The organism is Xanthomonas sp. Leaf148 (assembly GCF_001423585.1).
In the GTDB taxonomy this organism is placed as follows: domain Bacteria; phylum Pseudomonadota; class Gammaproteobacteria; order Xanthomonadales; family Xanthomonadaceae; genus Xanthomonas.
In genome coordinates this window covers 615,550-641,534 of the sequence record NZ_LMOP01000008.1, presented here as the reverse complement: position 1 = coordinate 641,534, position 25,985 = coordinate 615,550, and the positions used below count along the sequence as shown (strand labels likewise).

Genomic DNA, 25,985 nt, shown 5'->3' with positions numbered 1-25,985 from the left:
GCGTTGCGGGCGGCCTGGTGCAGCCCCACACTGCTGTAACAGCGGGTACGCAACGTACCTTCCGCTTGGAGGCTTTCCATGAAACTTTCCAGTGTTTCCGGCGCCGGCCTGTTGCTGGCAGGACTGCTCGCGGCGACCGGTGTGCAGGCCCGCGTACGCAACGTCACCGACCCGCAGGCGCCACGTGCGCTGAGCAGCGATGGCAAGGTGGACGTGCGCTGGACCGACCCGGCCGATTTCTCCGAAGTGCGCTTCAGCGGCAACCGCTGGGAAGCGCAGCGCGGCGATTGGGTAACCCAGCTGGCGACCCATTTCCAGCAGAGTGCCGCCCGCAAGCTCCCCGACGGCCAGCACCTGAGCGTGACCATCACCGACATCCGCCGCGCCGGCCAGTACGAGCCCTGGCACGGGCCACGCATGCAGGACGTGCGCGTGGTCAAGGACATCTACCCGCCGCGCCTGAGCTTTACCTACACGCTGACCGGTGCCAACGGCGAGGTGATCGACCAGGGCGAACGCAAGCTGGTGGACTCGGCGTTTTTGATGAGCGGCCCACGCCTGACCGACAGCGACCCGCTGCGCTTCGAGAAAGCGATGATCGACGACTGGGTACGCAAGCAGTTCCGCGGCGATCGCAGTACGGCTGGGTTGTGAGCTGACGCTTCGAACCCCTCTTACTTCGGTAGAGGGGTTGGGGTGAGGGGACGAGCGAAGCACGCGTAGCGCCCAGCCTGCACGAGGCTTCGGCCGTCCCCTCATCCGGCGCTACGCGCCACCTTCTCCCGCCCGGCGGGAGAAGGCCAAGCTGTCGAGCTGCTGCTCAGGCACCTCTCCCCGCGGGAGAGCGAAGCACTCGTATCGCCCAGCCTGCGCAAGGCTTCGCCCGTCCCCTCATCCGGCGCTGCGCGCCACCTTCTCCCGCCCGGCGGGAGAAGGGCAAGCAGTCGAGCTGCCGCTCAGGCCCCTCTCCCCGCGAGAGAGGGGTTGGGGTGAGAGACGAGCGAAGCACTCGTATCGCCCAGCCTGCATGAGGCTTCGCCTATCCCCTCATCCGGCGCTGCGCTTGCCCTTCTCCCGCCCGGCGGGAGAAGGGCAAGCGGTCGAGCTGCTGCTTGAAGCCCATCTCATCTCCTCTCCTCTCGGGACAGGGGTTGGGGTGAGGGGCGAAGCACTCGTGTCGTTCACACTGCTGCAGCTTCGCCCACATACACCCGGGGCACACGCTTGAGTCCGCACAGCAACTGATACGCACTGACGTTGCACTGCGTCGCCAGCGGACTGACGCGTGGCGCATCGCCCCAGAGCTGGACGCTGGCACCGATGTCGGCCTGCGGGTGATCGGTGAGGTCCACGGTGAGCATGTCCATCGACACGCGCCCGATCAGCGGGCACACCTGGCCATCCACCAGCACCGGGGTGCCGTTGGGCGCGAACTGCGGGTACCCGTCGGCATAGCCCATCGCCACCACGCCCACGCGCGTCGGCCGCTCGGCCACGAAGCGCGCGCCATAGCCCACCGGCTCGCCGGCCGGCAGGTCGCGCACCGAGATGATGCGCGAGCGCAGCGTCATCACCGGGCGCAGCTGCGTGGTGATCTCGGTGTCCTGCGGGAACGGGTTTGCGCCGTACAGCATCAGGCCCGGGCGCGACCAATCGTTGCGCAGCGCCGGCCAGCCCAGCAGACCAGGCGAATTGCGAATGCTGGTTTCCGCACGCATGCCGCCAGCGGTGAGCGCGAACGCCACCGCCTGTTCGTCGGTGCGGCTGCATTCCAGCTCGTCGGCGCGCGCCAGATGCGTCATCAACACCAGCGAGGCGATCTGCGGCAGCCCGCGCAGACGCAACCAGGCGGCGCGAAAATCCTCCGGCGACAGCCCCAGCCGGTGCATGCCGCTGTCCAGCTTCAGCCAGATACGCAACGGGCGCGGGCTTTGGAACTCGGCCAGCGCGCGTACCTGTTGCGGCGTGGCCACCACCGTCCACAGGTCATGCTCGGCGATCAGGCGCAGCTCGTCCTGCTCGAAAAAACCTTCCAGCAGCAGGATCGGTGCGCGGATGCCGGCCTGGCGCAGTTCCAACGCCTCTTCGATGCATGCCACCGCAAAGCCGTCGGCCTCCGGCTCCAGCGCCTGCGCGCAGCGCACCGCGCCGTGCCCGTAGGCATCGGCCTTGACTACCGCCAGCGCCTTGCCGCCGCCCAGCTGCTTGGCCAGGCGGTAGTTGTGACGCAATGCATCCAGATCGATCGACGCTTGCGCAGGACGCACTACGCGGCCTCCCGCTGCGGGCGCTGGCTGCGCGTGGACAGGTAGCGGAATACGTCCAGGCCCTCGGTATCGATCTCGGGCGTACGGCCCTGCATCAGGTCGGCCAGGTAACGCCCGGAGCCACAGGCCATGGTCCAACCCAGCGTGCCATGGCCGGTATTGAGGAACAGGTTGGCGTACGGGGTGGCGCCCACCACCGGGGTGCCGTCCGGGGTGGCCGGGCGCAGGCCGGTCCAGAACTCGGCCCGGGCCAGATCGCCGCCGCCGGGATACAGGTCGTTGACCACCATTTCCAGGGTGGCGCGACGGCGCGGGTTCAACGACAGGTCGAAGCCGGCCACCTCGGCCATACCGCCGACGCGGATACGGTCGTCGAAGCGGGTGAGCGCGATCTTGTAGCTTTCGTCCAGCACCGTGGAGGTCGGCGCGCGCGCGGCATCGACGATCGGAATCGTCAGCGAATAGCCCTTGAGCGGATAGACCGGCAAATGCAGGCCGAGCGAGAGCAGCAGGTCGGCCGAATAACTGCCCAGCGCCAGCACGTAGCGGTCGGCGGTGTCGAGACGGCCATCGATCTGCACGCCGGTGACGCGGCCGCCGCTGTGTTCCAGCCGCTCGATCTGCTGCCCATAGCGGAACTCCACCCCCGCCTGCGCAGCCAGCTCGGCCAGGCGCTGGGTGAACAGGCGGCAGTCGCCGGTCTGGTCTTCGGGCAGGCGCAGCGCGCCGGCCATCTGTGCGCCGCCGCCGGCCAGGCCAGGCTCGAACTGCGCGATCTGCGCCGGGCTCAGCAGCTCGTACGGCACCCCGTATTGGGCCAGGATCTCGATGTCCTGCGCGGCGGCGTCCAGTTGCTGCTGGGTACGGAATAACTGGGTGGTGCCGAGCTGGCGGCCTTCGAATTCGATCCCGGTGCTGGCCCGCAGCGCGTTCAAGCAGTCGCGGCTGTAGTCGGACATGCGCACCATCCGCGCCTTGTTCACCGCGTAGCGCTCGGCGGTGCAATTGCGCAGCATCTGGCTCAGCCACGTCAGCTGGCGCAGGTCGCGGGTGGGGCGGATCGACAGCGGGGCATGCTGCTCGAACAGCCACTTCATCGCCTTGCCTGGCACGCCCGGCGCGGCCCACGGGGAGGTGTAGCCGAACGAGAGCTGGCCGGCGTTGGCATAGCTGGTTTCCAGCGCAGAGGCCGGCTGGCGGTCGACCACGGTGACCTCGCAGCCCGCCTGGGCCAGATACCACGCGGTGGTGGTGCCGATGACGCCGCTACCGAGAATGAGCACCCGCATGTCGCTCTCCTGAAAGGGTATTCCCCCACAAGCAAGCGCCGAGGGAGACAGTTAGACGCAGTATATTGCGATCCAGGCAGTGCGATTGCTGGAATCGGCTCGCCTTTACAGTGAAACTTCCTGTCAAAGCTTGTGGAGACAAACCCCATGGCCACCCGCGCGCGCGAGCTGGACAAGATCGACCGCAAGATCCTGCGCATCCTGCAGCAGGAAGGGCGGATTTCGTTTACCGAACTGGGCGAACGGGTCGGCCTGTCGACCACGCCGTGCACCGAGCGCGTGCGCCGGCTGGAGCGCGATGGCGCCATCACCGGCTACTACGCGCGGCTGGACCCGCACTACCTCAAGGCCAGCCTGCTGGTGTTTGTGGAGATCAGCCTGGCTTACAAATCCGGCGACATCTTCGAGGAGTTTCGCCGCGCCGCGTTGAAGCTGCCCAACGTGCTGGAGTGCCATCTGGTGTCCGGCGATTTCGATTACCTGCTCAAGGCCCGCATCAGCGAAATGGCGTCCTATCGCAAGTTGCTGGGCAGCACCCTGCTCACCTTGCCGCATGTGCGTGAATCCAAGAGCTACATCGTGATGGAAGAGGTCAAGGAGACGCTGGCGCTGCCGATTGAAGGCTGAGATTGGGGATTCGGGATTGGGGATTGGGGATTCGAAAGTGCGGTTTGCGAGGGCCGGTAGCAAGGCGGGTGGAGCAGTGGCCGGCTCGGTTTGGTGTTTGGTGTTTGGTGTTTGGTGTTTGGTGCTGGGTGGCTGGCGGCAGATGTGCGGGGAGTGTGTGGCTGAGCATCTGCCTGCTGGATGGCCGCTGATGGGATAAGCACATTCACCCTGCGGCGCTGACCACGTTGCCACTGCATGCCGGCGTTGCCACTGGCTGACAGTCGGCAGGCACCACTGCCGCTGTCAGCGCACCACGCGCATGCCGTCGCCGGCCGGGACGGCGTCGTAGTAGCGCCCGGTTTTGGTATCCAGCACCCGGTTGGGGCCGGCCGGCTGCATGCCTTGCAGCAGACGCCCGTTGCGGTCGTAGACCATCGGCGTGGCGGTCGGTACCTGACTGCCCACTGGCGCAACCGGCGTTGCGGCCGGGCCACGCGTGGGGATGCTGGGAGCGGCCGGGCGCTGGCTCAGCTGTGACGGCACCGGGCTCAACGCATTGGATGGCTGCAGCGCGCGCGGCGGCGCCACCTTGGGCTGCGCGGGGGCCGGCGTCGCGATGGGCTGCAGCGTGTTCGACGAGCGCGTGCTGGTGGCGGACTGCGCCAGGGCAGCACCGGCAATGCCGAGCAGGGCGCAGGCCATCAGGGCGCGCGTGGAAGGATGGATCGCCATGTCAGCCGCCGCAGTGAGTAAGGACACTCACGGAGTGGGGGCGCCACCGTTGCGTGGCAATGGATGTGCCCGGCCGGCACATGAACGTCGGTGCTCGAAAAACCATCAAGGTGCCGTGAAGCGGACCTATCCGGGCGCGCAACAGAGGTGTCTGCGACAGCGGATCCCGATCAGGCATGGGAACAAGCGTTGGCAGACCCTGGTGCTCACTGTTCCATCCCTTGTCGGCAATGCTCCCCTGCCCCGCAAGCGCCCCGCAGGTGCGCATTGCCGCTACGACAGTTCGGCAGAACGACCGATGCAACCACGCCGATCCCCGCAGGTCTGCGCGAAGACTTGGCGAGCGTGTGCCCTCGCCTGGGAGCGCCTGCGGGGCAGCGGCGACCGGTGAACGGGTCGGCCAGCGTTGCGCTCCCGCTCCCGGTTCACCGCTCCCCGTTAACCGTTAACCGTTCACCGGTCGCTGGTCCCTGGTCCCTGGTCCCTGGTCGCCGCCAGCCAACACGGTTGAACCGGGCCCGCCGTGCCCATATCACCTGTGCAGACGCCGGTACGTCGCCAGCGCGCGCATGCGAGAGCCCTATGAGCCAGTTCGACCTGACCCCTCCCTCCCCCGCCCAGCGCGATGCCTTGATCGCCGGGCTCAGCGACGAGGAACAGCGCGTGCTGCTGCACCATGGCACCGAGGCGCCGTTCTGCGGGGTCTTCCTGGACAACAAGCTCGACGGGGTCTACACCTGCCGGCTGTGCGGGTTGCCGCTGTTCCGCTCCAGCGCCAAGTTCGAATCCGGCACCGGCTGGCCGAGCTTCTTCGCACCCTACGATGTTGCCCATGTGCGCGAAATCCGCGATATCAGCTACGGCATGATCCGCACCGAAATCGTCTGCGCACGCTGCGATAGCCACCTGGGGCATGTGTTCCCGGACGGCCCGCCGCCGACCGGCGAGCGGCATTGCCTCAACTCGGTGTCGCTGGGCTTTACCGAAAACGGCCAGGCGCTGCCCAACCCGCTGCATCGCGATGGCGCCGAGGCACAGCCGGCCTGATGGAAGCAATGGGTACGGGAGCGTGGCTGAGGCAGTGCCGCATCCCGGCTGGTGCCGACCGCAGCTAGCAACACGTCGGCCTCTGCTGCCACCGCCCACTCCGCAGACGCAGTGGGCTGGCGCTGCGGCGAGCGGGCGATCGCCGCCCGCTTCGATCCGGCCACCGAGCGGTGCAGCTGATCTTCGCCGGCCGCATGCTGGCCCTGCTCGGTGCCCAGGCCGCCTCCGGCATGCGGTTTGCCGACGCCCAGGGCAATCGATTCCGCGAATATGCCGGCGACGCGCCGCTGCCGCTGACAGGCGGCGATGCGCTGAAATGCGTGCATGAGGCCGCCACGACAATCGGCTGAGCGTTCAGTTACAGCGCACATCTTCACGCCGTGCACTTCAAGAATCCGCCGCGCAAGCCGAAACAACTAGCACTCCCAGCTTGCTTCCGGCTTCGCCATGCTCATCATCGTTGGCTTCATTGTTGTCATCGTCAGCGTCCTCGGCGGCTATGTGCTGTCGCACGGAAAGCTGGGCGCGTTGTGGCAGCCGTACGAACTGATGATCATCGGCGGCGCGGCATTGGGCGCGTTCCTGGTCAGTACGCCGGCCAAGATCGTCAAGGAGACCGTCGCCGACGTGCTGGGCGTGTTCAAGGGTCCGCGCTACAAGTCCGACGACTACAAGGACACCCTGAGCCTGATCTACGAGCTGTTGAACAAGGCGCGTCGCGACGGCTTCATGGCGCTAGAAGACCATGTCGAAAAACCGCAGGACAGCACCATCTTCGGCAACTACCCCAAGGTGGTGGCCGACCATCACCTGCTGGACTTCATCACCGACTGCCTGCGTCTGATGATCGGCAGCAACATCGAGCCGCACGAACTGGAACCGCTGCTCGAACTGGAGCTGGAAAAGCACCACCACGAAGCGATGGCGCCATCGCATGCGCTGAGCAAGGTGTCCGACGGCCTGCCCGGCTTCGGCATCGTGGCGGCGGTGCTCGGCATCGTGATCACCATGGGATCGATCGGCGGCCCGATCGAAGAGATCGGCCACCACGTCGGCGCCGCGCTGGTCGGCACCTTCCTGGGCATCCTGCTGGCCTATGGCTTCGTGGCGCCGCTGTCGGCGGCGATGGAAGCGCGCGCCGATCAGGACGGGCGCATGTACGAAGCGGTCAAGACCGCGCTGCTGGCCTGCCTGCGTGGCTACAACCCGAAAATTGCACTGGAATTTGCGCGCAAGACCCTGCCGTCCAACGTGCGCCCGAGTTTCGGCGATTTCGAAATGCACCTGAAGACGATCAAGTAGGACCGCGGTCATGGCCGAGGGCAAATCCACCGTCGTCATCCGACGGGTCAAGAAGGTGCAGGGCGGCGGCCATCATGGCGGCGCCTGGAAAGTGGCGTTTGCCGACTTCGTGACCGCGATGATGGCCTTCTTCCTGGTGTTGTGGCTGATGGCCGCCACCACCAAGGAACAGCGCGCGGCGATCTCCGAGTATTTCCGCAACCCCAGCCCGTTGTCCGGCAAATCGCCAGCGCCTTCGCCCGGCATGAACGGCCCGGGTGGCGCCAGCACCTCGATGATCAAGCTCGGCGGTACCGCCGACATGGCCAAGGGGCAAAAGGACGAGATGGGCCGCAAGCGCGACAACGCGGCCGATACCGACGTGGACAGCCGCGCAAAGGACAAGAAGCGCCTGGAAGCGCTGATGCAGGACCTCAAGGAAGCCATCGACAAGAGCCAGGCGCTGGAGCCGTTCAAGGACCAGTTGCTGCTGGACCTCACACCCGATGGCCTGCGCATCCAAATCGTGGACAAGCAGAACCGCCCGATGTTCGACATCGGCCGCGACCAGCTCAAGCCGTACACGGTGGACATCCTGCGTGAGCTGTCCAGCTTCATCAATCAGGTGCCCAACCACATCAGCATCACCGGCCATACCGACACCACCGCCTACAGCAGCGATGCCGGCTACACCAATTGGGAACTCAGCGCCGACCGTGCCAACGCCGCGCGGCGTGCGCTGGTGGTTGGTGGCATGTCCGATGCCAAGGTGACCCGCGTTGTCGGGTTGTCGTCATCGGTGCTGTTCGACAAGACCGACCCGCAGAACCCGATCAACCGCCGCATCAGCATCGTGGTGATGACCCAAGACGCCGAACAGGCGGCGCTGGCCGGCGCCGGACAGGGCGTGGCGCTGGGCAAGTCGGTGCACGACGCCGACACCCAGGTACCGGACCTCAGCGCCGCTGCTGCTACCGGCACGGCCACGGTGGGCGCGCCAGCAGCCGGTGCTGCGCCGGCTGCGGCTGCGTCGGCTACGACGCCACCCGCTGCAGCAAAGGGCGCCGCGGGGGCGACTCCGGTGCCGGCCAGCACGGCCGCTGCACGCCCGGCCGCACCGCGGATGTCGTCCAGCGCACAGGTGGCTTCGGCCGCTGCGCTTGCCAAGGCGGCCGAAGCGGCGGTAGCCGCGCCGCGGGTGGCGGTGGAGGGGCAGTGATTGGTGCTGGGGATTCGGGATTCGGGATTTGAGCTCCAGAATCTGCCAGGCAATCGCACCTGGGGCGTGGACTCCGCCTGGCCCGTGACCCCGCCGATTCCCACGACTCATCGCATCGTGCGGCGCACGTTCTAGAATGGCCGGCCATTCCCAGCGTCGAGAACACCGTGTCCCGCAATTCCAAGGCCAAGCGCGACAAGCGCAAGAAGCAGCTCCCCAAGCGCCCCATCGTCCGTCTGGGCCAGGCGCCCCAGGTCACCAACCACGCCGTGCTGCAGGACGCCGACGGCCGTGTCGTGGCAGCGATCGGTCTGCAGGGTGGCAGCGAGTGGATGCTGTCGATCGGTGGCCAGACCATGGGCAGCGCCGACAACCCGGTTCCGATGCTGGCCATGCTCAAGCACCTGGCCAACCTGCAGGAAGCCGAAGGCAAGACCATCTCGCTGGAATATTCGACCCAGCTGCAGCAGATGATCGACGACCTGGCCGCCGAAGAAGGCCAGACCGCCGAGGAATATCTGACCACGCTGGTGGCCGAATTCCAGAACGCCGATGCCGATGAAGACGGCGAGGCCGAAGACGCAGCCGACGATGCCGGCACCGACGCCGTTGCAGAAGAGGCGACTGGCGACGACGCTGCCAGCGACGACGACAGCGCGGCAGACGCAGACGCCAGCGCCGACGCAGAAACGGACGAAGCCGACGGCGAGAACGCCGCTAAAAAGCCGAAGAAATCCAAGAAGGCCTGATCCGGCCGATGGCTGTCTACATCGACGATGCAGTGCATCTGTGGCGCGACCAGCGCTGGGCGCACCTGCTCGGCGATACGCTGGACGAGCTGCATGCCATGGCGGCGCGGTTGGGCATTCCCCGCCGCGCCTTCCAGAACAAACTCAGCGGTGCGCACTACGACGTGCCCGCATTGCTACGCCTGGAGGCCATCGCCCTGGGCACCATCCCCATCTCCCGCCATACCGACCGCGCACTGCTCAAGGCGCTGATCGCCAATGCACGTGCGCAGGCGCGCGGTGAGGTGCCGTAGCGCCGATCCAGCGATCGCGCCAGTCACGCGACAGGCACAGGCACCGCCGAATGCGCATGGCCGCAGCCATCGCGCGAGACTGGCAACGGTGTGCGTTGGCTGACAGCAGTACGCCGGCGTCTCCAGGTGTTGCAGCGCCACATCAAACCACAAGCCGCACACCTAACGCCGCAGACAGCAGCGAGCATCGAGCATCGAGCAGCGCAGATCAGCACGATGACGCAACCAACGCGAGTCGTGCGCAGGCGAAACACGCATGGCACTGCAACTGCGCATCATGCTCACGCATACAACGCATGCATCCTTGCAACCCGATGACGCCTGTGGCGCACACACCCGTGTGACCGGCAAAGCCGCTTCCGTGCCCACGCACAAGCCTGTCACTATCGAAGCGACCCATCTTCCGGAGCCGTTGCATTGCCTGTTCGCGTCCTGCCCTCCGAGCTGCCGTCCATGTTGCGCGTCGCCGTTCTTGAAGACGACGATGTTCTGCGCGAAGAAATCCTGATTCCCGGCCTGCAGGAGTTCGGATTCGCGGTCAGTGGCGCCGGCACCGCCGGGGCGCTGTACCGGCTGATGCTGGAGCAGACCTTCGACATGGTGTTGCTGGACCTTGGGCTTCCGGACGAGAGCGGCCTGAGCGTGGTTGCGCATCTGCGTTCGCTGTTCACTGGCCTGGGCATCGTGGTGCTCACCGGCAACCGCGGCCGCTCGGACCACGTGCATGCGCTGAGCAGTGGCGCCGACGCCTTCCTGCGCAAGCCCGCCGACCCGGAGATCCTGGCGCTGACGCTGCGCAATCTGTCGCGGCGCTTGCGCCCGGCCGATGCCAGCAGCGTGGAAAAACCGGCGTGGCGCCTGGAATCGGATGGCTGGTGCCTGGTCGCGCCGGATGCGCGGATTGTCGTCCTGACCTCGCTCGAACGCTGCCTGATGGCTTGCCTGGATGCACAGCGCGGCCAGGCGGTGGAGCGCGATGCGCTGGTGTCGGCATTGGAAGCGTGCGTCGGCGATTTCGATCTGCATCGGTTGGAGATGCTGATCCATCGCCTGCGGCGCAAGGCCGCGCGCATCACCGCAGCGGATGCGCCGGCGTTTCCGCTGCTGTCCTCGCGCGGAATGGGTTACCTGCTGGCTAGCTGATCGGCACGATTGACTCGCTCCGGCGGCGCCGCAGCCGGTAACAACAGGCGGATACAGGCACCATCGCCCGTGTTGCCGACCTCCACACGCCCGCCGGCGGCGATGACGATTTCGTTCACCACCGACAGCCCCAGACCGGTGCCCTTGCCGGCCGGTTTGGTGGTGTAGAACGGCTCAAGAATGCGCGCCAGCAGCTGCTCGGGAATCCCCGGGCCGGTGTCCGAAAACTGCAGCACCACCATGCCGGCCTGCTGCTCGCCGTCGATGCGGAACAGCCCCTGCCCTTCCATCGCATCGCGCGCATTGGCGGCGATGTTGAGCAATGCCAGTTCCAGTTCGTCCAGATCCATCGCGATCCACAGCGGCGGCCCCGGCGCGATGCCTTGCAGGCGGATCTCGTGGCCGAACAGTTGCCTGAGCGTGGGTTCGATCTCCAGCAACGCGTGGCGCGCATCGAACAGGCGCGCAATGCCGGGTTCGGCACGGCCGAAGTTGAGAATCCTGCGACTGACAGTCAGCGCGCGTCGCGATGCGGCTTCGATGCTTTCCAGCGTCTTGAGCAACGGCGCCTCGCCACGGCCTTCCAGCGCGTCGCGACGCTGCGCAAAGCCGATAATCACGTTGATCAGATTATCGAAATCGTGCGCAACACCGGAGGCCAGGCGTCCCAGCGCTTCCATCTTCTGGGTGTGCAGCAGCTGCTCCTGCACCCGCTCGCGCTCTGCCATTTCGCGCACCAGCTTGCGGTTCACCGCTTCGAGTTCGCGGCGGCGGCGTTCCGATTCCACCAGGCTGTCGCGCAGCGCGGCGATGGTGCGATCGAGCATCAAGGTGATCAGCAGATACACCGCAACCGTCAGCAGTCCCAGCCCGACATTGCCCCAGGTCGAACGCGATGGCGGGAACCACAGCAATTGCGCGGCCAGCGCCATTGCGCACACCGTCGCCAGCAGCGCAAACACGCGCCATAGATTGCGCCGACCGAGCACCATGCCGGCGAGCACCAACGCAATCACCGGCATCGGATTGGTCAGCAGGTCGAAGATGTCGACCCGCACGTAAGTGACGAAGGTGCCGAGCAACGCGGCGGCAATGAAGACCTTGACGCCTGCGGCACTGCGGCCGCGCCGGATCATCGGCACGCCCGCCAGCGCGCCGAACGCGGTGAGCACAGTCCCGGCCAACGCACAGGCCAGATCGGGCCTGGCCTGCAAGCGGCTCAATCCCGCGACGTAGAGAAAAAATCCGACATCGCCCAGGTTGTACAGCGCGATGGCGATCAGCAGCAGCTGCAGGAAGGCCACCTGCCGTCGGTCGATCGGCTCCTCGCGCCAGCGCGTGGCCAACCAACGCGACACGAACCTGGATTTTGCGGCAGACAGCATCACGACAGGACGTCTTTGAGTGTTTTTGCATCCTCACATTCGTGGTGAGTGGATGCAATCGTGGCTTGGTGACACGTGGCGGAGCGCATGACTATGTTGCGTTGTCCCGCAACATGAAATGTACGGAATTCCAAGACACGTGGGGATGTCTGGGAGCCGATGTGCAGCGGTCGACCACTCCATCCACGCGCCAGGGAATCTCCATGAGCCAGATTGATCGCTTCTCGAACCGGGCCTGCGCCCGGCACGCGACCACCACCGCGCCGCACCCCCATGCCGGCACACGTCCGCAGCGCGTGCTGCTGCATGCTGCGGTCCTGACCGCGCTGCTGCTCAGCAGTAGCGCGGTGATGGCGCAGGGCGACGCTGCCGCCGCTGCCGCCACCGATGATCAGACCGGTACCGATGCATCCGCCATCGCGGCCGACCAGGACACCACGGCGCAAGCCGATGCCGACCAGGACGATGCTGCCGACACCGGCAAGCATTTCCATATCGTCGGCGGCGCCGACGCCACCACCGATGTGGGCGCGTTCGCCGCTGAGCCGTATGCAGTGGCGATCGGCGAAGCAAGCAATGCGCTCGGTGAGGGCGGCATCGCACTGGGCGCCGGTGCCACGGTCACCGAAAAGTTCGCCATTGCCGCCGGCTACGCGGCAGCGGCCACCGGCGAATCGGCGGTTGCGGTGGGTGGCACCACCGACGTGTTCGATTACGACGACGGCGGCAATATTCTCGCCGTGCACGCCGAGTCCACCGAAGCCACCGGCTTCGTCTCCACCGCGCTCGGCGGCGGCGCCAAGGCGCTGGATGCGATGACCACCGCCGTGGGCAGCGGTGCCGAAGCCAGCGTCTTCGAGGCCACTGCACTGGGACATCGCGCACGCGCACTGGAGCAGGGCGCCACCGCCATCGGTACTCGCTCGCAGGCGATCGGGCTGGGCAGCAGTGCGCTCGGCAACGGCGCGCGCGCGGTCGCCGACAGTACCGTGTCCATCGGTTTCAATTCCTTGGCCAGCGGCACCGACAGCGTGGCGATCGGCGGCATCAGCACCGCTGCGGAGAGCGCAGGCAACAGCATCGGGATCGCGGCAGCCACCGGCACCGGCGCGATCGCCCTGGGCGCGGGTGCGCAGACCCAGTCCGACTACGCCATCGCCATCGGCTACAACGCCAACATCTTCCCCAACCTGCCGGGCAACACCGATTCGGTGGCGATCGGCCACAGTGCCGGCACGTTCGGGGCCAACACCGTGTCGCTCGGCGGGTTTGCGTTGACCCACGACGCCGACTCGGTGGCGATCGGCCACAACGCCGAAACCTACGCCGTCAACAGCGTGGCGCTTGGCGTCAATGCCAAGACCTCCTGGTTCAACCCCAATGGCACTGCGATTGGCAACGACACCGAAGCCAATGGCGTCGATGCAACCGCCATCGGCTATGGCGCCAAGGTGGGCAACTGGGTCGACGACTCCTGGAACCGCTCGGCCAGCAGCGCGGTGGCGCTGGGTGCGTATTCGCATGCCACCCGCAGCAATAGCGTGGCGGTTGGCGATGTCGCGTCCGGGTTGACCCGGCAGATCACCAGCGTGGCCGCCGGCAGCGAGGCCACCGACGCGGTCAACCTGGCACAGCTGCGCAGCGTGGCCACCGCCCTGGGCGCCGGCAGCGCCTTCGACCCTACCGGCAATCTGATCAGCGGCAGCTACCTGGTGCAGGGCGCGAGCTACGGCAACATCGGCGAGGCGATGGGCGCCATCGATGCGGCTTTGACCGGTTTCGATGGCCGCATCGGTGCCTTGCAGAATGTCACTGCGGGCAATGTGGCGGTCGGCGGCGGCAGCTTGGCGCCGGTGGTCGGCAGCGGCACCAATGCCGTGGCGATCGGCTCGTCCGCCACCGCCAATGGCGAGAACGGCCTGGCGGTCGGCGCCGACGCGCTGGCCTACGGCCCGCAGGACACCGCGCTCGGTGCCAATGCCAAGGTCAACGCCGACGGCAGCACCGCAGTCGGCGCCAATACGACCATCGCCACCGCCGCCACCAACGCGGTGGCCGTGGGCGAAAGCGCCAGCGTTTCTGCAGCCTCGGGCACCGCGCTCGGCCAGGGCGCGCGCGTGGACGCCGATAACGCAGTCGCGCTGGGACGTGGTGCGGTGGCCGATCGCGCCAACAGCGTCTCGGTCGGCAGCGCCGGCAACACGCGACAGATCACCAATGTCGCCGCCGGACAAAGCGACACCGACGCCGCCAACGTGGCCCAGCTCAACGCCGGCAACAGCCGCACGCTGAGTTCGGCCAACAGCTACACCGACAGCCGGGTGTCGGCGCTGAGCGACAGCTTCACCCAACTGCGCGACGGCAGCGAACGGCGCTTACAGACGATGGATCGCCGCATCGACCGCATCGGCGCAATGAGCGCGGCGATGCTCAACATGGGCATCAATGCTGCCGGCACCCAGAGTGCCCGCGGTCGCATAGCCGTCGGCGCGGGGTTCCAGAGCGGCGAACGCGCGCTCTCCATCGGCTACGCCAAGAAGGTGGGCGAGCGCGCCTCGTTCAGCCTCGGCGGCGCGTTCAGCGGCAGCGACTCGTCGGCAGGCCTGGGCTTCGGCGTGGACTTGTAGGTCCTGCGCCGCGCCGTGCACGTCTTCCCCTTACCTCCATCGATTCTTGCGAGAGCCATCCCATGAACAACGCTTCGCTGCCGCTCAAGCCCCTGCTATTGAGCGCAATCCTGGCCACGGCCACGTTTCAGGCCCATGCGGCCACCGATCAACTCAGCCTGCGCGGCCTGCCGACGGCCACTTCCCCTACCGCACTCCCCGCCCGGCTGATCGTCAAATACAAGAGCAGCGTGCCGTCCGACAGCTCGCGCCTGTCGATCCTGTCTGCAGCCGCCAACCGCGCCGGTGTCCTGCGCGCGGCCAGCGGTGCCGCGCGTGCCACGCCGCTCAACGCACGCGTGCTGCGGCGCACCGGCACCGGCGCCAGCCTGCTGGACCTTGCGCGCACGCTCAGCAGCGCCGACCAGGCCAAGTTGCTGACCGAACTGCGCGCCGACCCACAAGTGCAATACGCCGAGTTCGATCGCATGCTGCGCGCGGTCGATGACGTTGCCGGGCCCAGACTCAAGGCCGCTGCCGTCGCAGCGACGCCGCAGGCCACCGCCACCGCCGTGACCCCCAACGACCGCCTGTATGCCGGGTTCCAGTGGCATCTGCAGGACAGCATCGGCGGCATTCGCGCTCCGCAAGCCTGGGAGAGCTCCACCGGTGCCGGCGTGGTGGTGGCGGTGCTCGACACCGGCATCCTGCCCGACCATCCGGACCTGAAGAACAACGACCACATCCTGCCGGGCTACGACTTCATCAGCAACGCGGCGATCTCCCGGCGCGACAGCGACGCCCGCGTGCCGGGCGCGCTGGACTACGGCGACTGGACCGAAGAGGACAACTTCTGCGGACTGCCGGCGCGCTCCAGTAGCTGGCACGGTACCCATACCGCGGGCACGGTCGGCGAACTCACCAACAATACGATCGGCGGCGCCGGCGCTGCCTACGACGCGCAGATCCTGCCGGTACGCGTGCTCGGCCAATGTGGCGGCACCGGTGCGGACATCGCCGATGCCATCGTGTGGGCCTCCGGCGGCCATATCGACGGCGTCCCGGACAATCTCCATCCGGCCGAGATCATCAGCCTGAGCCTGGGCGGCCCAGGCTCATGCGACAGCACTACCCAGAGCGCCATCGACACCGCAGTGGCCAATGGTGCGGTGGTGGTGGTGGCGGCTGGCAACGAGGCCAGCAACGCCTCGCAGTTCAGCCCGTCGAGCTGCGGCAACGTGATCACGGTGGGCGCCACCCGCATCACCGGCGGGATCGCGTTCTACTCCAACTTCGGCAGCAGCGTGGACCTGTCCGGCCCCGGCGGCGGTGCCAGCGACGACACCGGCAACGGCGGCTGGGACGGGGTGGTGCTGTCGACCGGCTACAGCGGCAAGACCACGCCGACCTCCGGCGAGTACGAATACGTCGGCTTTGCCGGCACCTCGATGGCCACGCCGCATGTGGCCGCGGTGGCCGCCCTGGTACAGAGCGCGCTGGCCGCCTCCGGCAAGACCCCGCTGGCCCCTGCGCAGATGGAAGCCATGCTGCGCCAGACTGCGCGCACCTTCCCGGTCAGACCACCGACAGGTCGCCCGATCGGCACCGGAATTGTCGATGCCACCGCGGCACTGGACTACGTGCAGAACAGTTGCAGCGGCAGCGCCTGCATACCGGTCACCGTGAGCCTGACCAACCGCGATGCCCTGACCGGCCAGAGCGGCGGTCAAAGCGAGGAAAAGACCTACCGCTTTACCGCCAACGCCGGCAGCGCCTTGAATGTGCTCAGCTTCGGTGGCGGCGGCAACGTCGCGCTGTATCTCAGCTACGACGTCGAGCCGACCACCAGCAGCTACCAGTTGAAATCCGCACGTACCGGCAGCGCGCAGACGCTGCGGCTGACCGCACCGCAGACCGGCACCTACTACATCAAGTTGGTCGGCGGCACAGGGGGGTTCAACAACGTGTCGCTGATGGCGCGGCAGTAATCGGCAAGCGTGTCGGAGGTGGTACACGCCACCTCCGGTACCAGGCGTGCGGCTGGCTTGCAGCAGCTAACAAGAGGACCGTGCTCACCGCCAGGCGGGTGCGGGTGCGGGTGCGGCCGGTGCTCGGTGCTCGGTGCTCGGTGCAGCATGGACCACGCGTACGCTCCGGTTCCTCCACGCCGTCCACACCCACCCGACGACTGCTCGCTACGTTGTGTTCGCCGCTCTTAGAACGCCTCGTTGCCCAGCCGCACTTCCACGTCCAGCAGCGAGGTCAGTGCCAGCATCGCCTCGTCGTCGCGACTCAGCGCGATCCAGCCAGCATAGGCATCGCCGCCGGTGTTCCAGTTCCACAGCGAATAGCCATGCTCGCGCAGGCGGTCGAACGCCACCGCCATCAGGTCGGGCACGCCAAGGCCGTTGGCGAAGTCTTCATCGTCCAGATCGCCGCCCCACGCGATGCGCAGGTTCCAGCGCGCGCTCAGTTCGTCGATGGCGGCAATGAACGAATCGGTATCCTTCCAGTCGACATAAAACCCCGAGCGCCAGTCGATCGCGTCCTTCAGCGCCCACAGCCAGGCATCGTCGCCCTCATCGTCGTCCGCCTCGGCCTGCGTTTCGCGCCAGGCGTCGAACTGCCCCAGTGCGGTGTCTTCGTCGCCCGGGTTGATCAGCACCAGCAGATTCCAGACCCGCGCCGGATGGTCGTCGACATCGTCTTCGTCGGTCTCGGGCGGCAAGCCTTCGTCGTCTTCGTAATCGGCACTGTTGTCGGGCATGGCGGTCTCGCTCAAGGATTGCAGGTGCGAAGTGTGACGCCTCACGCGGCGCAAGCAAACCGGCGGGCGAGCGCGTCTGTGGCATCAGGGCTGGTCTTCCCGGCACAGGCCCGTATCCTGTGCGGCCGAAGACGGCTATCCCGGTCCGTCATGACGCCTTTCCCATGAGCGATACCCCTCCCGATCATCTGGCCATCGACCCACGCAGCCCGTTCCACGATGCCGACGTCCTCAATCGCGGTATCGGCGTGCGCTTCAACGGGGTCGAACGCGACAACGTGGAGGAATACTCGGTGAGCGAAGGCTGGATCAAGGTGCAGGTCGGCAAGGCGCGCGACCGCCGCGGCAACCCGATGACGATGAAGGTCAAGGGTGAGGTGGTGGCCTACTTCCTGGACACCAAGAGCGACGCCCAGCCTGCTGCCGAGTAAGAGCGGCCGACCACACTACTTCAAGCTGTTCTATTGCAGAGCTGCTCAGCTGCTGAGCTGCGAGTTTGCTGCAGGGCCCTTGCCCGCCCACCATCGCGGGACACGCCGTGAATCCGTCCCTGGAGGCTCTTACGCGGCATCCATGCCGCGTAAGGTCCCGCGACGGTGCGGTGTCCTCGCCGCTTGCGGGACCGTGTGGCGGCATGGATGCCGCCACCGAGCCTCCACGGACGGATTCACGGCGTGTCCCGCAAGCGGCGCGGGCACCGCGCACTCGACCCACTCCAGCGTTTGACCTGGGCTTCCGACCGCACCCACCAGGATGCAGCCGACAAAACCACTGCACTCAAGCCTTGAGCCGATAACCACTACGGAAGATCGCCGCCACCACGCCCAGGCACACCACTAGAAACAGCAACGTCATGCCGGTGCTCACCGCGATATGCACGTCGGCCTTGCCGTAAAAGCTCCAGCGGAAACCGCTGATCAGATACACCACCGGGTTGAACAAGGTGACCTTCTGCCACAACGGCGGCAGCATGTTGATCGAATAGAAACTGCCGCCCAGGAAGGTCAGCGGCGTCACCACCATCAGCGGGATCACCTGCAGCTTTTCAAAGCCGTTGGCCCAGATGCCGATGATGAAACCGAACAGGCTGAAAGTCAGCGCGGTGAGCACCAGAAAGCCCAGCATCCACACCGGGTGGGCGATTTCATACGGCACGAACAGGCGCGCGGTGAGCAGGATCAACAAACCCAGCATCACCGACTTGGTCGCCGCAGCGCCCACATAGCCGATCACGATTTCCCACCACGCCACCGGCGCGGACAACACCTCGTAGATAGTGCCGGCCCAACGCGGCATATAGATGCCGAACGAGGCGTTGGAAATGCTCTCGTTGAGCAGCGACAGCATCACCAGCCCGGGAATGATGAAGGCGCCGTAGCTGATGCCGTCGATATCGCCCATGCGCGAGCCGATGGCCGCGCCGAAGACCACGAAATACAGCGAGGTCGAGAGCACCGGCGAGGCGATCGACTGAGTGAGCGTGCGGAAGGCGCGCGCCATTTCGAAACGATAGATCGCTGCAATCGCATGCCGGTTCATGCGCGCACCTCCGCGTTGCGTGCGCCATGCACCAGGTTGACGAAGATTTCTTCCAGCGAACTCTCGCTGGAATGCAGGTCCTTGAAGTCGATGCCGTGCTCGTTGAGTCGGCGCAACAACGCACCGATGCCGGTCTGCTCGGCCTGGGTGTCAAAGGTGTAGATCAGGCTGTTGCCATCGGCCGACAGTTCCAGCGGCAAGTCTGCCAACGCAGCGGGCAGCGTGTGCAATGGCGATTGCAGGCTTAGCGTGAGCTGCTTTTTGCCGAGCTTGCGCATCAGCGTGTGCTTGTCTTCCACCAGCACCAGCTCGCCGCGATTGATGACGCCGACGCGGTCGGCCATGTCTTCGGCCTCCTCGATGTAGTGGGTGGTCAGGATGATGGTGGTGCCCTGCTCGCGCAGGCGCCGCACCATCTGCCACATGTCGTGACGCAGTTCCACGTCCACACCGGCGGTGGGCTCGTCCAGAAACAGAATCCGCGGCTCATGCGCCAGCGCCTTGGCGATCAACACGCGCCGCTTCATGCCGCCGGACAGCGTGGAAATCTTGTTGTTGCGCTTGTCCCACAGCGAGAGCTCGCGCAACACGGTTTCCAGGTACTGCGGATTTGCCGGCTTGCCGAACAGGCCGCGACTGAAACGCACCGTGGCCCACACCGTTTCGAACGCGTCGGTGGCCAGTTCCTGCGGCACCAGCCCGATGCTGGCACGCGCGGCGCGATAGTCGCGCACGATGTCGTGGCCATCGGCCAGTACGCTGCCGGTGCTGGGGTTGATCAGCCCGCAGATGATGCTGATCAAGGTGGTCTTGCCGGCACCGTTGGGGCCGAGCAGCGCGAAGATTTCGCCGCGCTGGATGTCCAGATCCACCTGTTTGAGGGCCTGGAAACCACCGGCGTAGGTCTTGCTCAATCCCTGGATGGAAACGATGGGCGTCATGGGTTTTGTACGGAAACGATAAGCGCCCAGGGTAGGCGGTGTGCCGTGACGATGGGAGGGGGGCAGATGGGATGGTGTCTCCCGAGGCGCCGTGATGGCGGGAGTGGGTGTGGGTGTGGGTGTGGGTGTGGGTGTGGGTGCGGGTGCGGGTGCTCATACGATTCCCGCTTCACCGCGCGCATCCACACGTACGGCTCAGTCGCGCCCAGGTGCGCTCCTACGACCGGCGTGCCGTTGCCCGGCTCTTGCGAATTCCTACTCCCGACGCCCTAGTCCCGTTCCTCAAGCCCGCTTACGTGACTCGATCAAATCCAGATTGCGCACCAGCCTGCGCGACAGGTCGTCGGAGATCTCGCGACGGCGCGCAAGCTTGAACAACTCGTTCCGTTCGGCCACCAAGGCCGCGTGCCGGAATTGGCGCAAGGCCTGCTCGTAAGCACCGGCTTCTTCAGGGTCGGTTTCGGCCATGTCCACTGCGCCCAGCTTGCGTTGGTAGCGTTGGCTGACCTGGTTGGCGGCGGCGTTGTAGCGCTCGGCATGGGCACTGTCTTCCACCAGTCGCTGACGCAGCTTTTCCACTGCCTCCAGCGCTGCCTGCGAGGCCGCCTTCACCGCCAGGTCTTCTTTCTGCTGCTCGTCTTCTTCTTCCGGCAATTCCAGTCCGCGCAGCAGGGGCGGCAGTGCCACGCTGGCCACCAGCAACGACACCAGGATCACCGAGGCGGCCAGGAAGATCGCCAGCTGGCGGGCCGGAAATGGCGAGCCATCTTCCAGCATCAACGGTAGCGTCAGCACGCCGGCCAGGGTGATCGCGCCGCGTACGCCCGCCAGCGACACCGCCACCACAATCCGCCACGGCGGGCTGACATGCTGCTCGCCGCGCCGCTGCGCCTTGAAGATGTTCCAGCGCAGCGACAAAAATACCCACACAAAGCGCAACGCCATCAGGCTGGTGCTGATGGTGGCCACATATACCGCCAGCCACCAGGGATTGAGGTGCCCGGCCTCCTGCACGCTGCGCACTGCGCCATCCAGGATGCCCGGCAACTGCTCGCCCAGCAGCACGAAGATGATGCCGTTGAAGGTGAACTGCACCGTGTCCCACACCGCCGAACGCTGCAGCCGCATGTTGCCCGGTGCGTTGCCGGCCATTTCCACGTAGCTCATGGTGATGCCGGCCGCGACCGCAGCCAGGATGCCGGAGGCGTGGAAGGCTTCGGCCAGCAGGTAGGCGGCAAACGGCGTGAGCAGGTTAACCAGGATCGCCGAACCGGGTTCTTCGCCGAAGTGACGCCAGATCCAGGCCTGGATCCGGCTCAGCCCAAAGGTAGTGGCCACGCCCAGTGCCAGCCCGGCCAGCGCCACCCACAAGAAGGTCAGCGAAGCGGTCGCCACCGAGAAAGTGCCGGTGAGCACCGCAGCCACCGCGAACTGGAAGCACACCAGGCCCGAAGCGTCGTTGAGCAGCGACTCGCCTTCCAGGATGTGCATCAGGCGCTTGGGGATCGGCACCTTGGAGGCGATCGACGACACCGCCACCGGGTCGGTCGGCGAGATGATCGCCGCCAATGCAAACGCCACCGCCAACGGCATCGCCGGGATCAGCCAATGGATCAGCAACCCCGCCCCGACCACCGTGAACACCACCAGGCCCAGCGCCAGCTCCAGGATCGCCGCCTTGTCGCGGAACAGGCCTTGTTTGGGAATGCGCCAGCCGTCCAGGAACAGCAGCGGCGGCAGGAACAACAGGAAGAACAGCTCCGGCTCCAGCTCGTGCCCCGCATCGAACACACCGGAGACCACCGCGCCTAGCGCGATCTGGACCAGCGGCAACGGCAGCGAGAACGGCAGGATGCGGATCAGATAACCGCTGGCCGCGACCGCCAGCAACATGGCGAGGACGACATCGATCGAATGCATAAAAACCCGGAAGAAGAAACGGCCGTACGTGCGGCATCGTCATATTGCGACGCACAACCACGTACTGACGGGACCATACCGGTTTGCAACCGGTGATGAAACCACTGCACCGCCTGGGCCTGGGCGTGGTCCTGTGCATGGCCGCCACAGGGGTGTGGTGCTGCAGCGCTGTGGCGGGTGTGCATCGATCAGCCACTGTGGCTGCCGGACGGACAGGACGACACAACGATGCGGCGGTGCTTCGTCAAGACAGATGGCCTGTAGGACGATGGACCGCTGCGCCATCGTGGCGCAGCGACAGGCCAGTCAATGCGCCTGCGCCTGCGCGTTGCGGGCAGTGGGCAGTGGGAATGGGAATGGGCAGGCGATAGATCCATCGCCAACGCCAACAGTCGCTCGGTCGCCTGGAACGCAGTGCCGTCGAACGCAGCCGGCAACGTGATCGTTCACGATGCGACGCATGCCGACGGCATGCGCGCGCAGATTGGCCGACCGAGGATCAGCTGTGGTGCACGTGCCTGTTTGCGTGCGGCGTCGATTGCCGAGCGCCCTCGACCGGGACCAGGAAGGTCGCTTCATGCAGTTTCAGCTTGGAGTCGTAGTGACTCACCGTCACCTTGACCGCCGTGACCTTCTTTTTGAAGGCGTACGGCCATTGCGCGCCCAGCATCTCCTGCCCGGGCGCCTGACCGTCAGCGTCTCCGACGAGCTTGATACGCACGGGGTAATTGCCTGCGCCGCCGTTGTCCGCATCGTTGGCATCGGACACGTCGATATGCGCTTTCGAAAACGCCAGCGTCGACGGGCCGCCGTCCTTGTAATTAGCGCTGTCGTCGAATCCGATGTTCTTGTAACTATAGGTCAGCAGGATCACTTGCGTGGGAACCCACGAGCCGCCGCCGTGGTTGGGAATCTTCACCTTGGCCACGCGCGCAGAATCAACCGTGAATTCCCACTCCCCCGGCACAATCCATTTCTGCCCTGGTCGATAACTGTCACTCGCAGGGACTGCAGCGGTCGCTGATGGCGCAGGCGTTGGCGTGACGGCTGAAGCGTGTGCAATGCCGAATAACGCCAGCGCGCCTGCCACCCACACTGTCGGCAGCACCAGTCGATTGAATTCACTATTTTGGGACTTCATGGTCTACAGCGCCTTAGAAAGGATTATCACGCAAGGGCGTCAAGACTAATCGCACTGACCGATGTCGCTTTTTCCAATCGCGAACATTCGTGCAGCATTAGGGAGGTCATGCGATAGCGGCGACGCCGCTGGAATTAGAGTGGCTAACAACGCGGAGCGAGCAATTGTCGGGTGGGTATGGACGGCGCGGAGAAACCGCAGTGTGCGCGTGGCACATGCCGCACCGAGCACTGGCCGTGTCCGCCTGGCAGCTGCACCGTCGGTTGGTTAGCTGCTCTTAGTGACAGCCGGATCGCGCGTCCTGCATTGCAGTTTCGCCAAGGAGTTTTTCAACCGTCGGTCGGAATGTGCGGGCATTGCTGATCGAACAGACTCAACCACGGACCATTCGATCGCGGTTTGCTACTGGGGATTATGACAACGGTGCAGCGCAGCATCCTTATGTAAAAACCACGTGATGCATCCGCGCCGCATCTGGCCGCGTATCAAGATCCACGATTGCCATCCAGGTAATCGCTCACCCAAAGGATCGATGCCTCATGAAGACCTCATTCCAGTCGCTTGCCATTGCCACCGCTATTGCCCTCACCAGCGCGATGGCTCCCGCTTACGCTGCGTCCAATCCGATGGTGGGTGGCGCGCCGATGCTGGCGACCAAGGACATCGTCGACAACGCGGTCAACTCCAAGGATCACACCACCCTGGTGGCAGCCGTCAAAGCGGCTGGCCTGGTCGACACCTTGAAGGGCCCGGGCCCGTTCACCGTCTTCGCCCCGACCAATGCTGCGTTTGCCGCATTGCCGGCCGGCACGGTGGACACGCTGCTGAAGCCCGAATCCAAGCCGATGCTGACCAAGGTGCTCACCTACCACGTGGTACCGGGCAAGGTGGACGCGGCCTCGTTGATCGCCAAGATCAAGGCCGGGGGCGGTAGTGCCACGCTGACCACCGTGCAGGGCGAGCCGCTGACCGCAAAGCTCAATGGCAAGAAAGTCACACTCACCGACGCCAAGGGCAACACCGCCACCGTCACCATTGCCGACGTCAACCAGAGCAATGGCGTGATCCATGTGATCGACAAGGTGCTGATGCCGTAACTGCAGGCACGTCGCTGGCGCATGCCCGGCTTTCCCACCGACGCAAACGGCTCGCATGTTCGTCGGTGGGCGCTTAGCGACGCATTCGCTGATGCGTGATTGCATGGCGTCGGTGGGCGATCGTTGTGGGCACGAGTTGGTCGTGTCCACTGGCCCATCGACGCGCCGATTCATGCGCGTGCAGTTGCAAGACGCGCGACCCAACCGCGAAGCGGCGGTAACGAGGTCGCCGGCATGCCGGCGACCTCTCTTGGTGGCTTGTTCTCCGACACCATGCGCGTGCATTTGCACGCGCTTTTTTTATGCCTTGGCCAGATCGCTTGCCGCACTCGGCGGCGCCAACAATAGCCGCAGGTCCTCCACAAAGCCGCGATAACCTTCCTCGCGCGCCGCCTCGGAGCCTTGTCGCAGCACCCAAGACGGATGCACCGTCGCCAGTACCGGCGTGCCGTCGCCCAGCCGTTGCCACTGCCCACGCTGCTGCATCAAACGAAAGCCCCGCCCCAGTACTGCCTGTGCCGCAGTCGCTCCCAGACAAACGATGTGTGCGGGCCGCAGCTGCGCGCGCTCGGCCTGCAGCCAGCCACTGCATGCCTGCACATGCGCACGCTCCGGATTGCGATGCAGGCGCCGCTTGCCGCGTTGCTCGAAACGAAAATGCTTGACCGCATTGGTCACGTAGAAGGCCTGGCGATCCACGCCCAGTTCGTCGAGCGCCATGGTGAACAGACGCCCGGCCGGGCCCACGAACGGACGCCCGCTGAGATCCTCTTCGTCGCCGGGCTGTTCACCGATGACCATCACCGATGCATCGTCCGGCCCTTCGCCAAACACCGTTTGCGTCGCCGGTTGCCACAGCTCGCAGCGGCGACAGTCGCGCGCGGCCGTGCGTAACTGCGCCAGACTTTGCGTTGCAACTTCCACGGCGGGCGCGGGCGCCGCTGGCACGCGCCGCCGCACCGGCTCGGGCGCACGCTCGGCCATCTCGCGTACGCGCACACCCGCCTCGCGGATCAACTCCGGCAACAGCGCCGCTTCGGGCAGGTTTTTCCAGTATTTCTGCGGCATTTCCTGCCGCATCATGGTGGGGTTGAGCCGCGCAGGATTGAAGATGTGCGCGTAGTACGTGCGCCACAGGGTTTCCTGCGCGTCGTCGGCCGGCACCTGCGACCGTACCGCCGCATCGCCAAACGACAACGCCTCGCCATCCCAGCGCACGCTGCGGTATGGCGTGAGGATCGCCCACTGCATGCCGGCAAACCGCCGCGCGAAGAACGGCGCCACCCGATCCACGATGCAATGCTCGGGTTCGAACCAGGCCACAAAATCTTCCTCTTCTCCAGGCAAACGCCGAAAGCGCACGAATGCCTTCATCTTGTGCGTATCGCGCTGCACCGCCTTTTGCCATTGCCGAAGCCGGTGTACATCCACATCGGTGGCGCGCTCCAGCAGCGCCTTTTCGCCAGAAGCGATTCGCCACAACAACCGATACAGCACCGCGTGCCGCTGTGGATCGCGATGACACAATACCGATGCAGCCAGCTGCATGAAGTCCGCCGACACCCGCGGCGGCGGCACGGTCAGCGGCAACTCCAGCAACCCCTGCCCCATCAACAACCCACCCTGCGCCCCACCGTTCCATGCCACATCGTCCGGTTCCACCTGCGCACACCACCCCGCCCGCGCCAACGCACGCCACGCCTCGAAACTCCACGGTGGTTCGACCTCAGCGCTGAACATTACGTATACCTGACCTCAAGATTTCCGATCCGGCTGTCGCTTCGTCGCCGGCACTCTGGTTGTGTCTTGCATCTTTACTGCTGCTTTTTTTCAGTTGTTATCGCTGCTATCGCTTTGTCGCTCCCGCGCAGGATCGCATCGGGCGATGGCGGTTTTGGTGACGTCTGCCAAGACACATCACCCGCGCCGCAAGGTACCCAAACGCTTGGAGCAGGAATTC

22 protein-coding genes, 2 other RNA genes and 1 pseudogene are annotated in these 25,985 nt (G+C 65.8%); 14 read left to right on the top strand and 11 right to left on the bottom strand.

What is annotated here, in order from left to right; all coding sequences use genetic code 11:
• Window positions 1-78: 78 nt before the first annotated feature.
• The gene (locus ASF90_RS07470) at window positions 79-654 is read left to right on the top strand and encodes a DUF3016 domain-containing protein (protein ID WP_055847924.1); all 576 of its coding nucleotides are present in this window, start codon (window positions 79-81) and stop codon (window positions 652-654) included.
• A 527-nt stretch (window positions 655-1,181) separates the two neighbouring features.
• Here ASF90_RS07470 and alr read toward each other — a convergent pair.
• A complete protein-coding gene (gene alr, locus ASF90_RS07465) occupies window positions 1,182-2,267 on the bottom strand; it encodes an alanine racemase (protein ID WP_055847922.1) in 1,086 nt (361 codons plus the stop codon).
• Entirely contained in the window at window positions 2,267-3,556 is a 1,290-nt protein-coding gene (locus ASF90_RS07460; RefSeq protein ID WP_055847919.1) for a D-amino acid dehydrogenase, read from the bottom strand. Before ASF90_RS07460 ends, alr begins: the two co-directional genes overlap by 1 nt.
• A 147-nt stretch (window positions 3,557-3,703) precedes the next feature.
• On the opposite strand from ASF90_RS07460, the gene ASF90_RS07455 reads away from it, so the two are divergent.
• Window positions 3,704-4,183, top strand: a complete 480-nt coding sequence (locus tag ASF90_RS07455) for an Lrp/AsnC ligand binding domain-containing protein (protein WP_005992148.1) — start codon at window positions 3,704-3,706, stop codon at window positions 4,181-4,183.
• Between the two features lie 285 nt (window positions 4,184-4,468).
• Here the strand turns inward: ASF90_RS07455 and ASF90_RS07450 are convergent, their stop codons facing one another.
• Window positions 4,469-4,897, bottom strand: a complete 429-nt coding sequence (locus ASF90_RS07450) for a hypothetical protein (RefSeq protein WP_055847917.1) — start codon at window positions 4,895-4,897, stop codon at window positions 4,469-4,471.
• A gap of 582 nt (window positions 4,898-5,479) precedes the next feature.
• On the opposite strand from ASF90_RS07450, the gene msrB reads away from it, so the two are divergent.
• The 7 genes and pseudogenes from msrB to ASF90_RS07415 all read left to right on the top strand — a co-directional run bounded on the left by msrB (window position 5,480) and on the right by ASF90_RS07415 (window position 10,629).
• On the top strand, window positions 5,480-5,944 hold the full coding sequence (gene msrB / locus ASF90_RS07445; RefSeq protein WP_055847914.1) for a peptide-methionine (R)-S-oxide reductase MsrB: 465 nt from the start codon (window positions 5,480-5,482) through the stop codon (window positions 5,942-5,944).
• Between the two features lie 60 nt (window positions 5,945-6,004).
• A pseudogene (locus ASF90_RS24190) lies at window positions 6,005-6,294 on the top strand (MliC family protein); the annotation flags it as partial.
• A 97-nt stretch (window positions 6,295-6,391) separates the two neighbouring features.
• On the top strand, window positions 6,392-7,246 hold the full coding sequence (gene motA, locus ASF90_RS07435) for a flagellar motor stator protein MotA (RefSeq protein ID WP_055847909.1): 855 nt from the start codon (window positions 6,392-6,394) through the stop codon (window positions 7,244-7,246).
• A gap of 10 nt (window positions 7,247-7,256) precedes the next feature.
• The gene (motB, locus tag ASF90_RS07430) at window positions 7,257-8,444 is read left to right on the top strand and encodes a flagellar motor protein MotB (protein ID WP_055847906.1); all 1,188 of its coding nucleotides are present in this window, start codon (window positions 7,257-7,259) and stop codon (window positions 8,442-8,444) included.
• 167 nt (window positions 8,445-8,611) lie between these two features.
• Window positions 8,612-9,193: a hypothetical protein gene (locus tag ASF90_RS07425; protein ID WP_055847903.1), complete on the top strand. Its 582-nt coding sequence runs from the start codon at window positions 8,612-8,614 to the stop codon at window positions 9,191-9,193.
• Window positions 9,194-9,201: 8 nt separating this feature from the next.
• Entirely contained in the window at window positions 9,202-9,486 is a 285-nt protein-coding gene (locus tag ASF90_RS07420; RefSeq protein WP_055847900.1) for a DUF4031 domain-containing protein, read from the top strand.
• A gap of 456 nt (window positions 9,487-9,942) precedes the next feature.
• Window positions 9,943-10,629: a response regulator transcription factor gene (locus tag ASF90_RS07415; RefSeq protein ID WP_055850232.1), complete on the top strand. Its 687-nt coding sequence runs from the start codon at window positions 9,943-9,945 to the stop codon at window positions 10,627-10,629.
• On the opposite strand, the gene ASF90_RS07410 is transcribed toward ASF90_RS07415, so the two are convergent.
• On the bottom strand, window positions 10,611-11,987 hold the full coding sequence (locus ASF90_RS07410) for an ATP-binding protein (RefSeq protein WP_055850231.1): 1,377 nt from the start codon (window positions 11,985-11,987) through the stop codon (window positions 10,611-10,613). The genes ASF90_RS07415 and ASF90_RS07410 overlap by 19 nt on opposite strands.
• A gap of 230 nt (window positions 11,988-12,217) precedes the next feature.
• Here ASF90_RS07410 and ASF90_RS07405 point away from each other — a divergent pair, with 230 nt between their 5' ends.
• The 3 genes from ASF90_RS07405 to ASF90_RS21735 all read left to right on the top strand — a co-directional run bounded on the left by ASF90_RS07405 (window position 12,218) and on the right by ASF90_RS21735 (window position 16,831).
• Window positions 12,218-14,641, top strand: a complete 2,424-nt coding sequence (locus ASF90_RS07405) for a hypothetical protein (RefSeq protein WP_055847898.1) — start codon at window positions 12,218-12,220, stop codon at window positions 14,639-14,641.
• Between the two features lie 62 nt (window positions 14,642-14,703).
• Complete coding sequence (locus ASF90_RS07400; protein WP_055847895.1) at window positions 14,704-16,608, top strand: S8 family peptidase; 1,905 nt, start codon at window positions 14,704-14,706, stop codon at window positions 16,606-16,608.
• Between the two features lie 147 nt (window positions 16,609-16,755).
• A non-coding RNA gene (locus ASF90_RS21735) (sX9 sRNA) lies at window positions 16,756-16,831 on the top strand.
• A gap of 4 nt (window positions 16,832-16,835) precedes the next feature.
• On the opposite strand, the gene ASF90_RS07395 is transcribed toward ASF90_RS21735, so the two are convergent.
• Window positions 16,836-17,387: a hypothetical protein gene (locus tag ASF90_RS07395; protein WP_055847893.1), complete on the bottom strand. Its 552-nt coding sequence runs from the start codon at window positions 17,385-17,387 to the stop codon at window positions 16,836-16,838.
• Between the two features lie 164 nt (window positions 17,388-17,551).
• Here ASF90_RS07395 and ASF90_RS07390 point away from each other — a divergent pair, with 164 nt between their 5' ends.
• Window positions 17,552-17,818 (top strand): DUF3297 family protein, encoded by a 267-nt coding sequence (locus ASF90_RS07390; RefSeq protein ID WP_055847890.1) that lies wholly within the window; start codon window positions 17,552-17,554, stop codon window positions 17,816-17,818.
• A gap of 346 nt (window positions 17,819-18,164) precedes the next feature.
• Here ASF90_RS07390 and ASF90_RS07385 read toward each other — a convergent pair whose 3' ends face one another.
• The 5 genes from ASF90_RS07385 to ASF90_RS21730 all read right to left on the bottom strand — a co-directional run bounded on the left by ASF90_RS07385 (window position 18,165) and on the right by ASF90_RS21730 (window position 23,145).
• On the bottom strand, window positions 18,165-18,926 hold the full coding sequence (locus ASF90_RS07385) for an ABC transporter permease (RefSeq protein WP_055847888.1): 762 nt from the start codon (window positions 18,924-18,926) through the stop codon (window positions 18,165-18,167).
• Window positions 18,923-19,867 carry an ABC transporter ATP-binding protein gene (locus ASF90_RS07380; RefSeq protein ID WP_055847885.1) on the bottom strand — a complete coding sequence of 315 codons (945 nt, stop codon included), beginning with the start codon at window positions 19,865-19,867 and terminating at the stop codon, window positions 18,923-18,925. Before ASF90_RS07380 ends, ASF90_RS07385 begins: the two co-directional genes overlap by 4 nt.
• A 282-nt stretch (window positions 19,868-20,149) precedes the next feature.
• The gene (locus tag ASF90_RS07375; protein ID WP_055847883.1) at window positions 20,150-21,787 is read right to left on the bottom strand and encodes a Na+/H+ antiporter; all 1,638 of its coding nucleotides are present in this window, start codon (window positions 21,785-21,787) and stop codon (window positions 20,150-20,152) included.
• A 499-nt stretch (window positions 21,788-22,286) separates the two neighbouring features.
• Window positions 22,287-22,928 carry a hypothetical protein gene (locus tag ASF90_RS07370; protein ID WP_236699222.1) on the bottom strand — a complete coding sequence of 214 codons (642 nt, stop codon included), beginning with the start codon at window positions 22,926-22,928 and terminating at the stop codon, window positions 22,287-22,289.
• A gap of 141 nt (window positions 22,929-23,069) precedes the next feature.
• Window positions 23,070-23,145: non-coding RNA, sX9 sRNA (locus tag ASF90_RS21730), on the bottom strand.
• Between the two features lie 322 nt (window positions 23,146-23,467).
• Between ASF90_RS21730 and ASF90_RS07365 the strand changes: the two genes are divergently transcribed.
• Window positions 23,468-24,025 carry a fasciclin domain-containing protein gene (locus ASF90_RS07365; protein WP_055847877.1) on the top strand — a complete coding sequence of 186 codons (558 nt, stop codon included), beginning with the start codon at window positions 23,468-23,470 and terminating at the stop codon, window positions 24,023-24,025.
• A 300-nt stretch (window positions 24,026-24,325) separates the two neighbouring features.
• Here the strand turns inward: ASF90_RS07365 and ASF90_RS07360 are convergent, their stop codons facing one another.
• Window positions 24,326-25,765, bottom strand: a complete 1,440-nt coding sequence (locus tag ASF90_RS07360) for a UdgX family uracil-DNA binding protein (RefSeq protein ID WP_055847875.1) — start codon at window positions 25,763-25,765, stop codon at window positions 24,326-24,328.
• Window positions 25,766-25,985: the final 220 nt, after the last annotated feature.

Excerpts from the sequence above, each read along its gene's own strand:
- ASF90_RS07455 (WP_005992148.1), top strand. The coding sequence starts at position 3,704 with ATGGCCACCCGCGCGCGCGAGCTGGACAAGATCGACCGCAAGATCCTG.
- ASF90_RS07380 (WP_055847885.1), bottom strand. The coding sequence starts at position 19,867 with ATGACGCCCATCGTTTCCATCCAGGGATTGAGCAAGACCTACGCCGGT.
- motA (WP_055847909.1), top strand. The coding sequence starts at position 6,392 with ATGCTCATCATCGTTGGCTTCATTGTTGTCATCGTCAGCGTCCTCGGC.
- ASF90_RS07390 (WP_055847890.1), top strand. The coding sequence starts at position 17,552 with ATGAGCGATACCCCTCCCGATCATCTGGCCATCGACCCACGCAGCCCG.
- msrB (WP_055847914.1), top strand. The coding sequence starts at position 5,480 with ATGAGCCAGTTCGACCTGACCCCTCCCTCCCCCGCCCAGCGCGATGCC.
- ASF90_RS07365 (WP_055847877.1), top strand. The coding sequence starts at position 23,468 with ATGAAGACCTCATTCCAGTCGCTTGCCATTGCCACCGCTATTGCCCTC.
- ASF90_RS07385 (WP_055847888.1), bottom strand. The coding sequence starts at position 18,926 with ATGAACCGGCATGCGATTGCAGCGATCTATCGTTTCGAAATGGCGCGC.
- ASF90_RS07420 (WP_055847900.1), top strand. The coding sequence starts at position 9,202 with ATGGCTGTCTACATCGACGATGCAGTGCATCTGTGGCGCGACCAGCGC.
- ASF90_RS07470 (WP_055847924.1), top strand. The coding sequence starts at position 79 with ATGAAACTTTCCAGTGTTTCCGGCGCCGGCCTGTTGCTGGCAGGACTG.
- ASF90_RS07395 (WP_055847893.1), bottom strand. The coding sequence starts at position 17,387 with ATGCCCGACAACAGTGCCGATTACGAAGACGACGAAGGCTTGCCGCCC.
- ASF90_RS07450 (WP_055847917.1), bottom strand. The coding sequence starts at position 4,897 with ATGGCGATCCATCCTTCCACGCGCGCCCTGATGGCCTGCGCCCTGCTC.
- ASF90_RS07460 (WP_055847919.1), bottom strand. The coding sequence starts at position 3,556 with ATGCGGGTGCTCATTCTCGGTAGCGGCGTCATCGGCACCACCACCGCG.
- ASF90_RS07370 (WP_236699222.1), bottom strand. The coding sequence starts at position 22,928 with ATGAAGTCCCAAAATAGTGAATTCAATCGACTGGTGCTGCCGACAGTG.
- ASF90_RS07400 (WP_055847895.1), top strand. The coding sequence starts at position 14,704 with ATGAACAACGCTTCGCTGCCGCTCAAGCCCCTGCTATTGAGCGCAATC.
- ASF90_RS07375 (WP_055847883.1), bottom strand. The coding sequence starts at position 21,787 with ATGCATTCGATCGATGTCGTCCTCGCCATGTTGCTGGCGGTCGCGGCC.
- ASF90_RS07360 (WP_055847875.1), bottom strand. The coding sequence starts at position 25,765 with ATGTTCAGCGCTGAGGTCGAACCACCGTGGAGTTTCGAGGCGTGGCGT.
- ASF90_RS07405 (WP_055847898.1), top strand. The coding sequence starts at position 12,218 with ATGAGCCAGATTGATCGCTTCTCGAACCGGGCCTGCGCCCGGCACGCG.
- motB (WP_055847906.1), top strand. The coding sequence starts at position 7,257 with ATGGCCGAGGGCAAATCCACCGTCGTCATCCGACGGGTCAAGAAGGTG.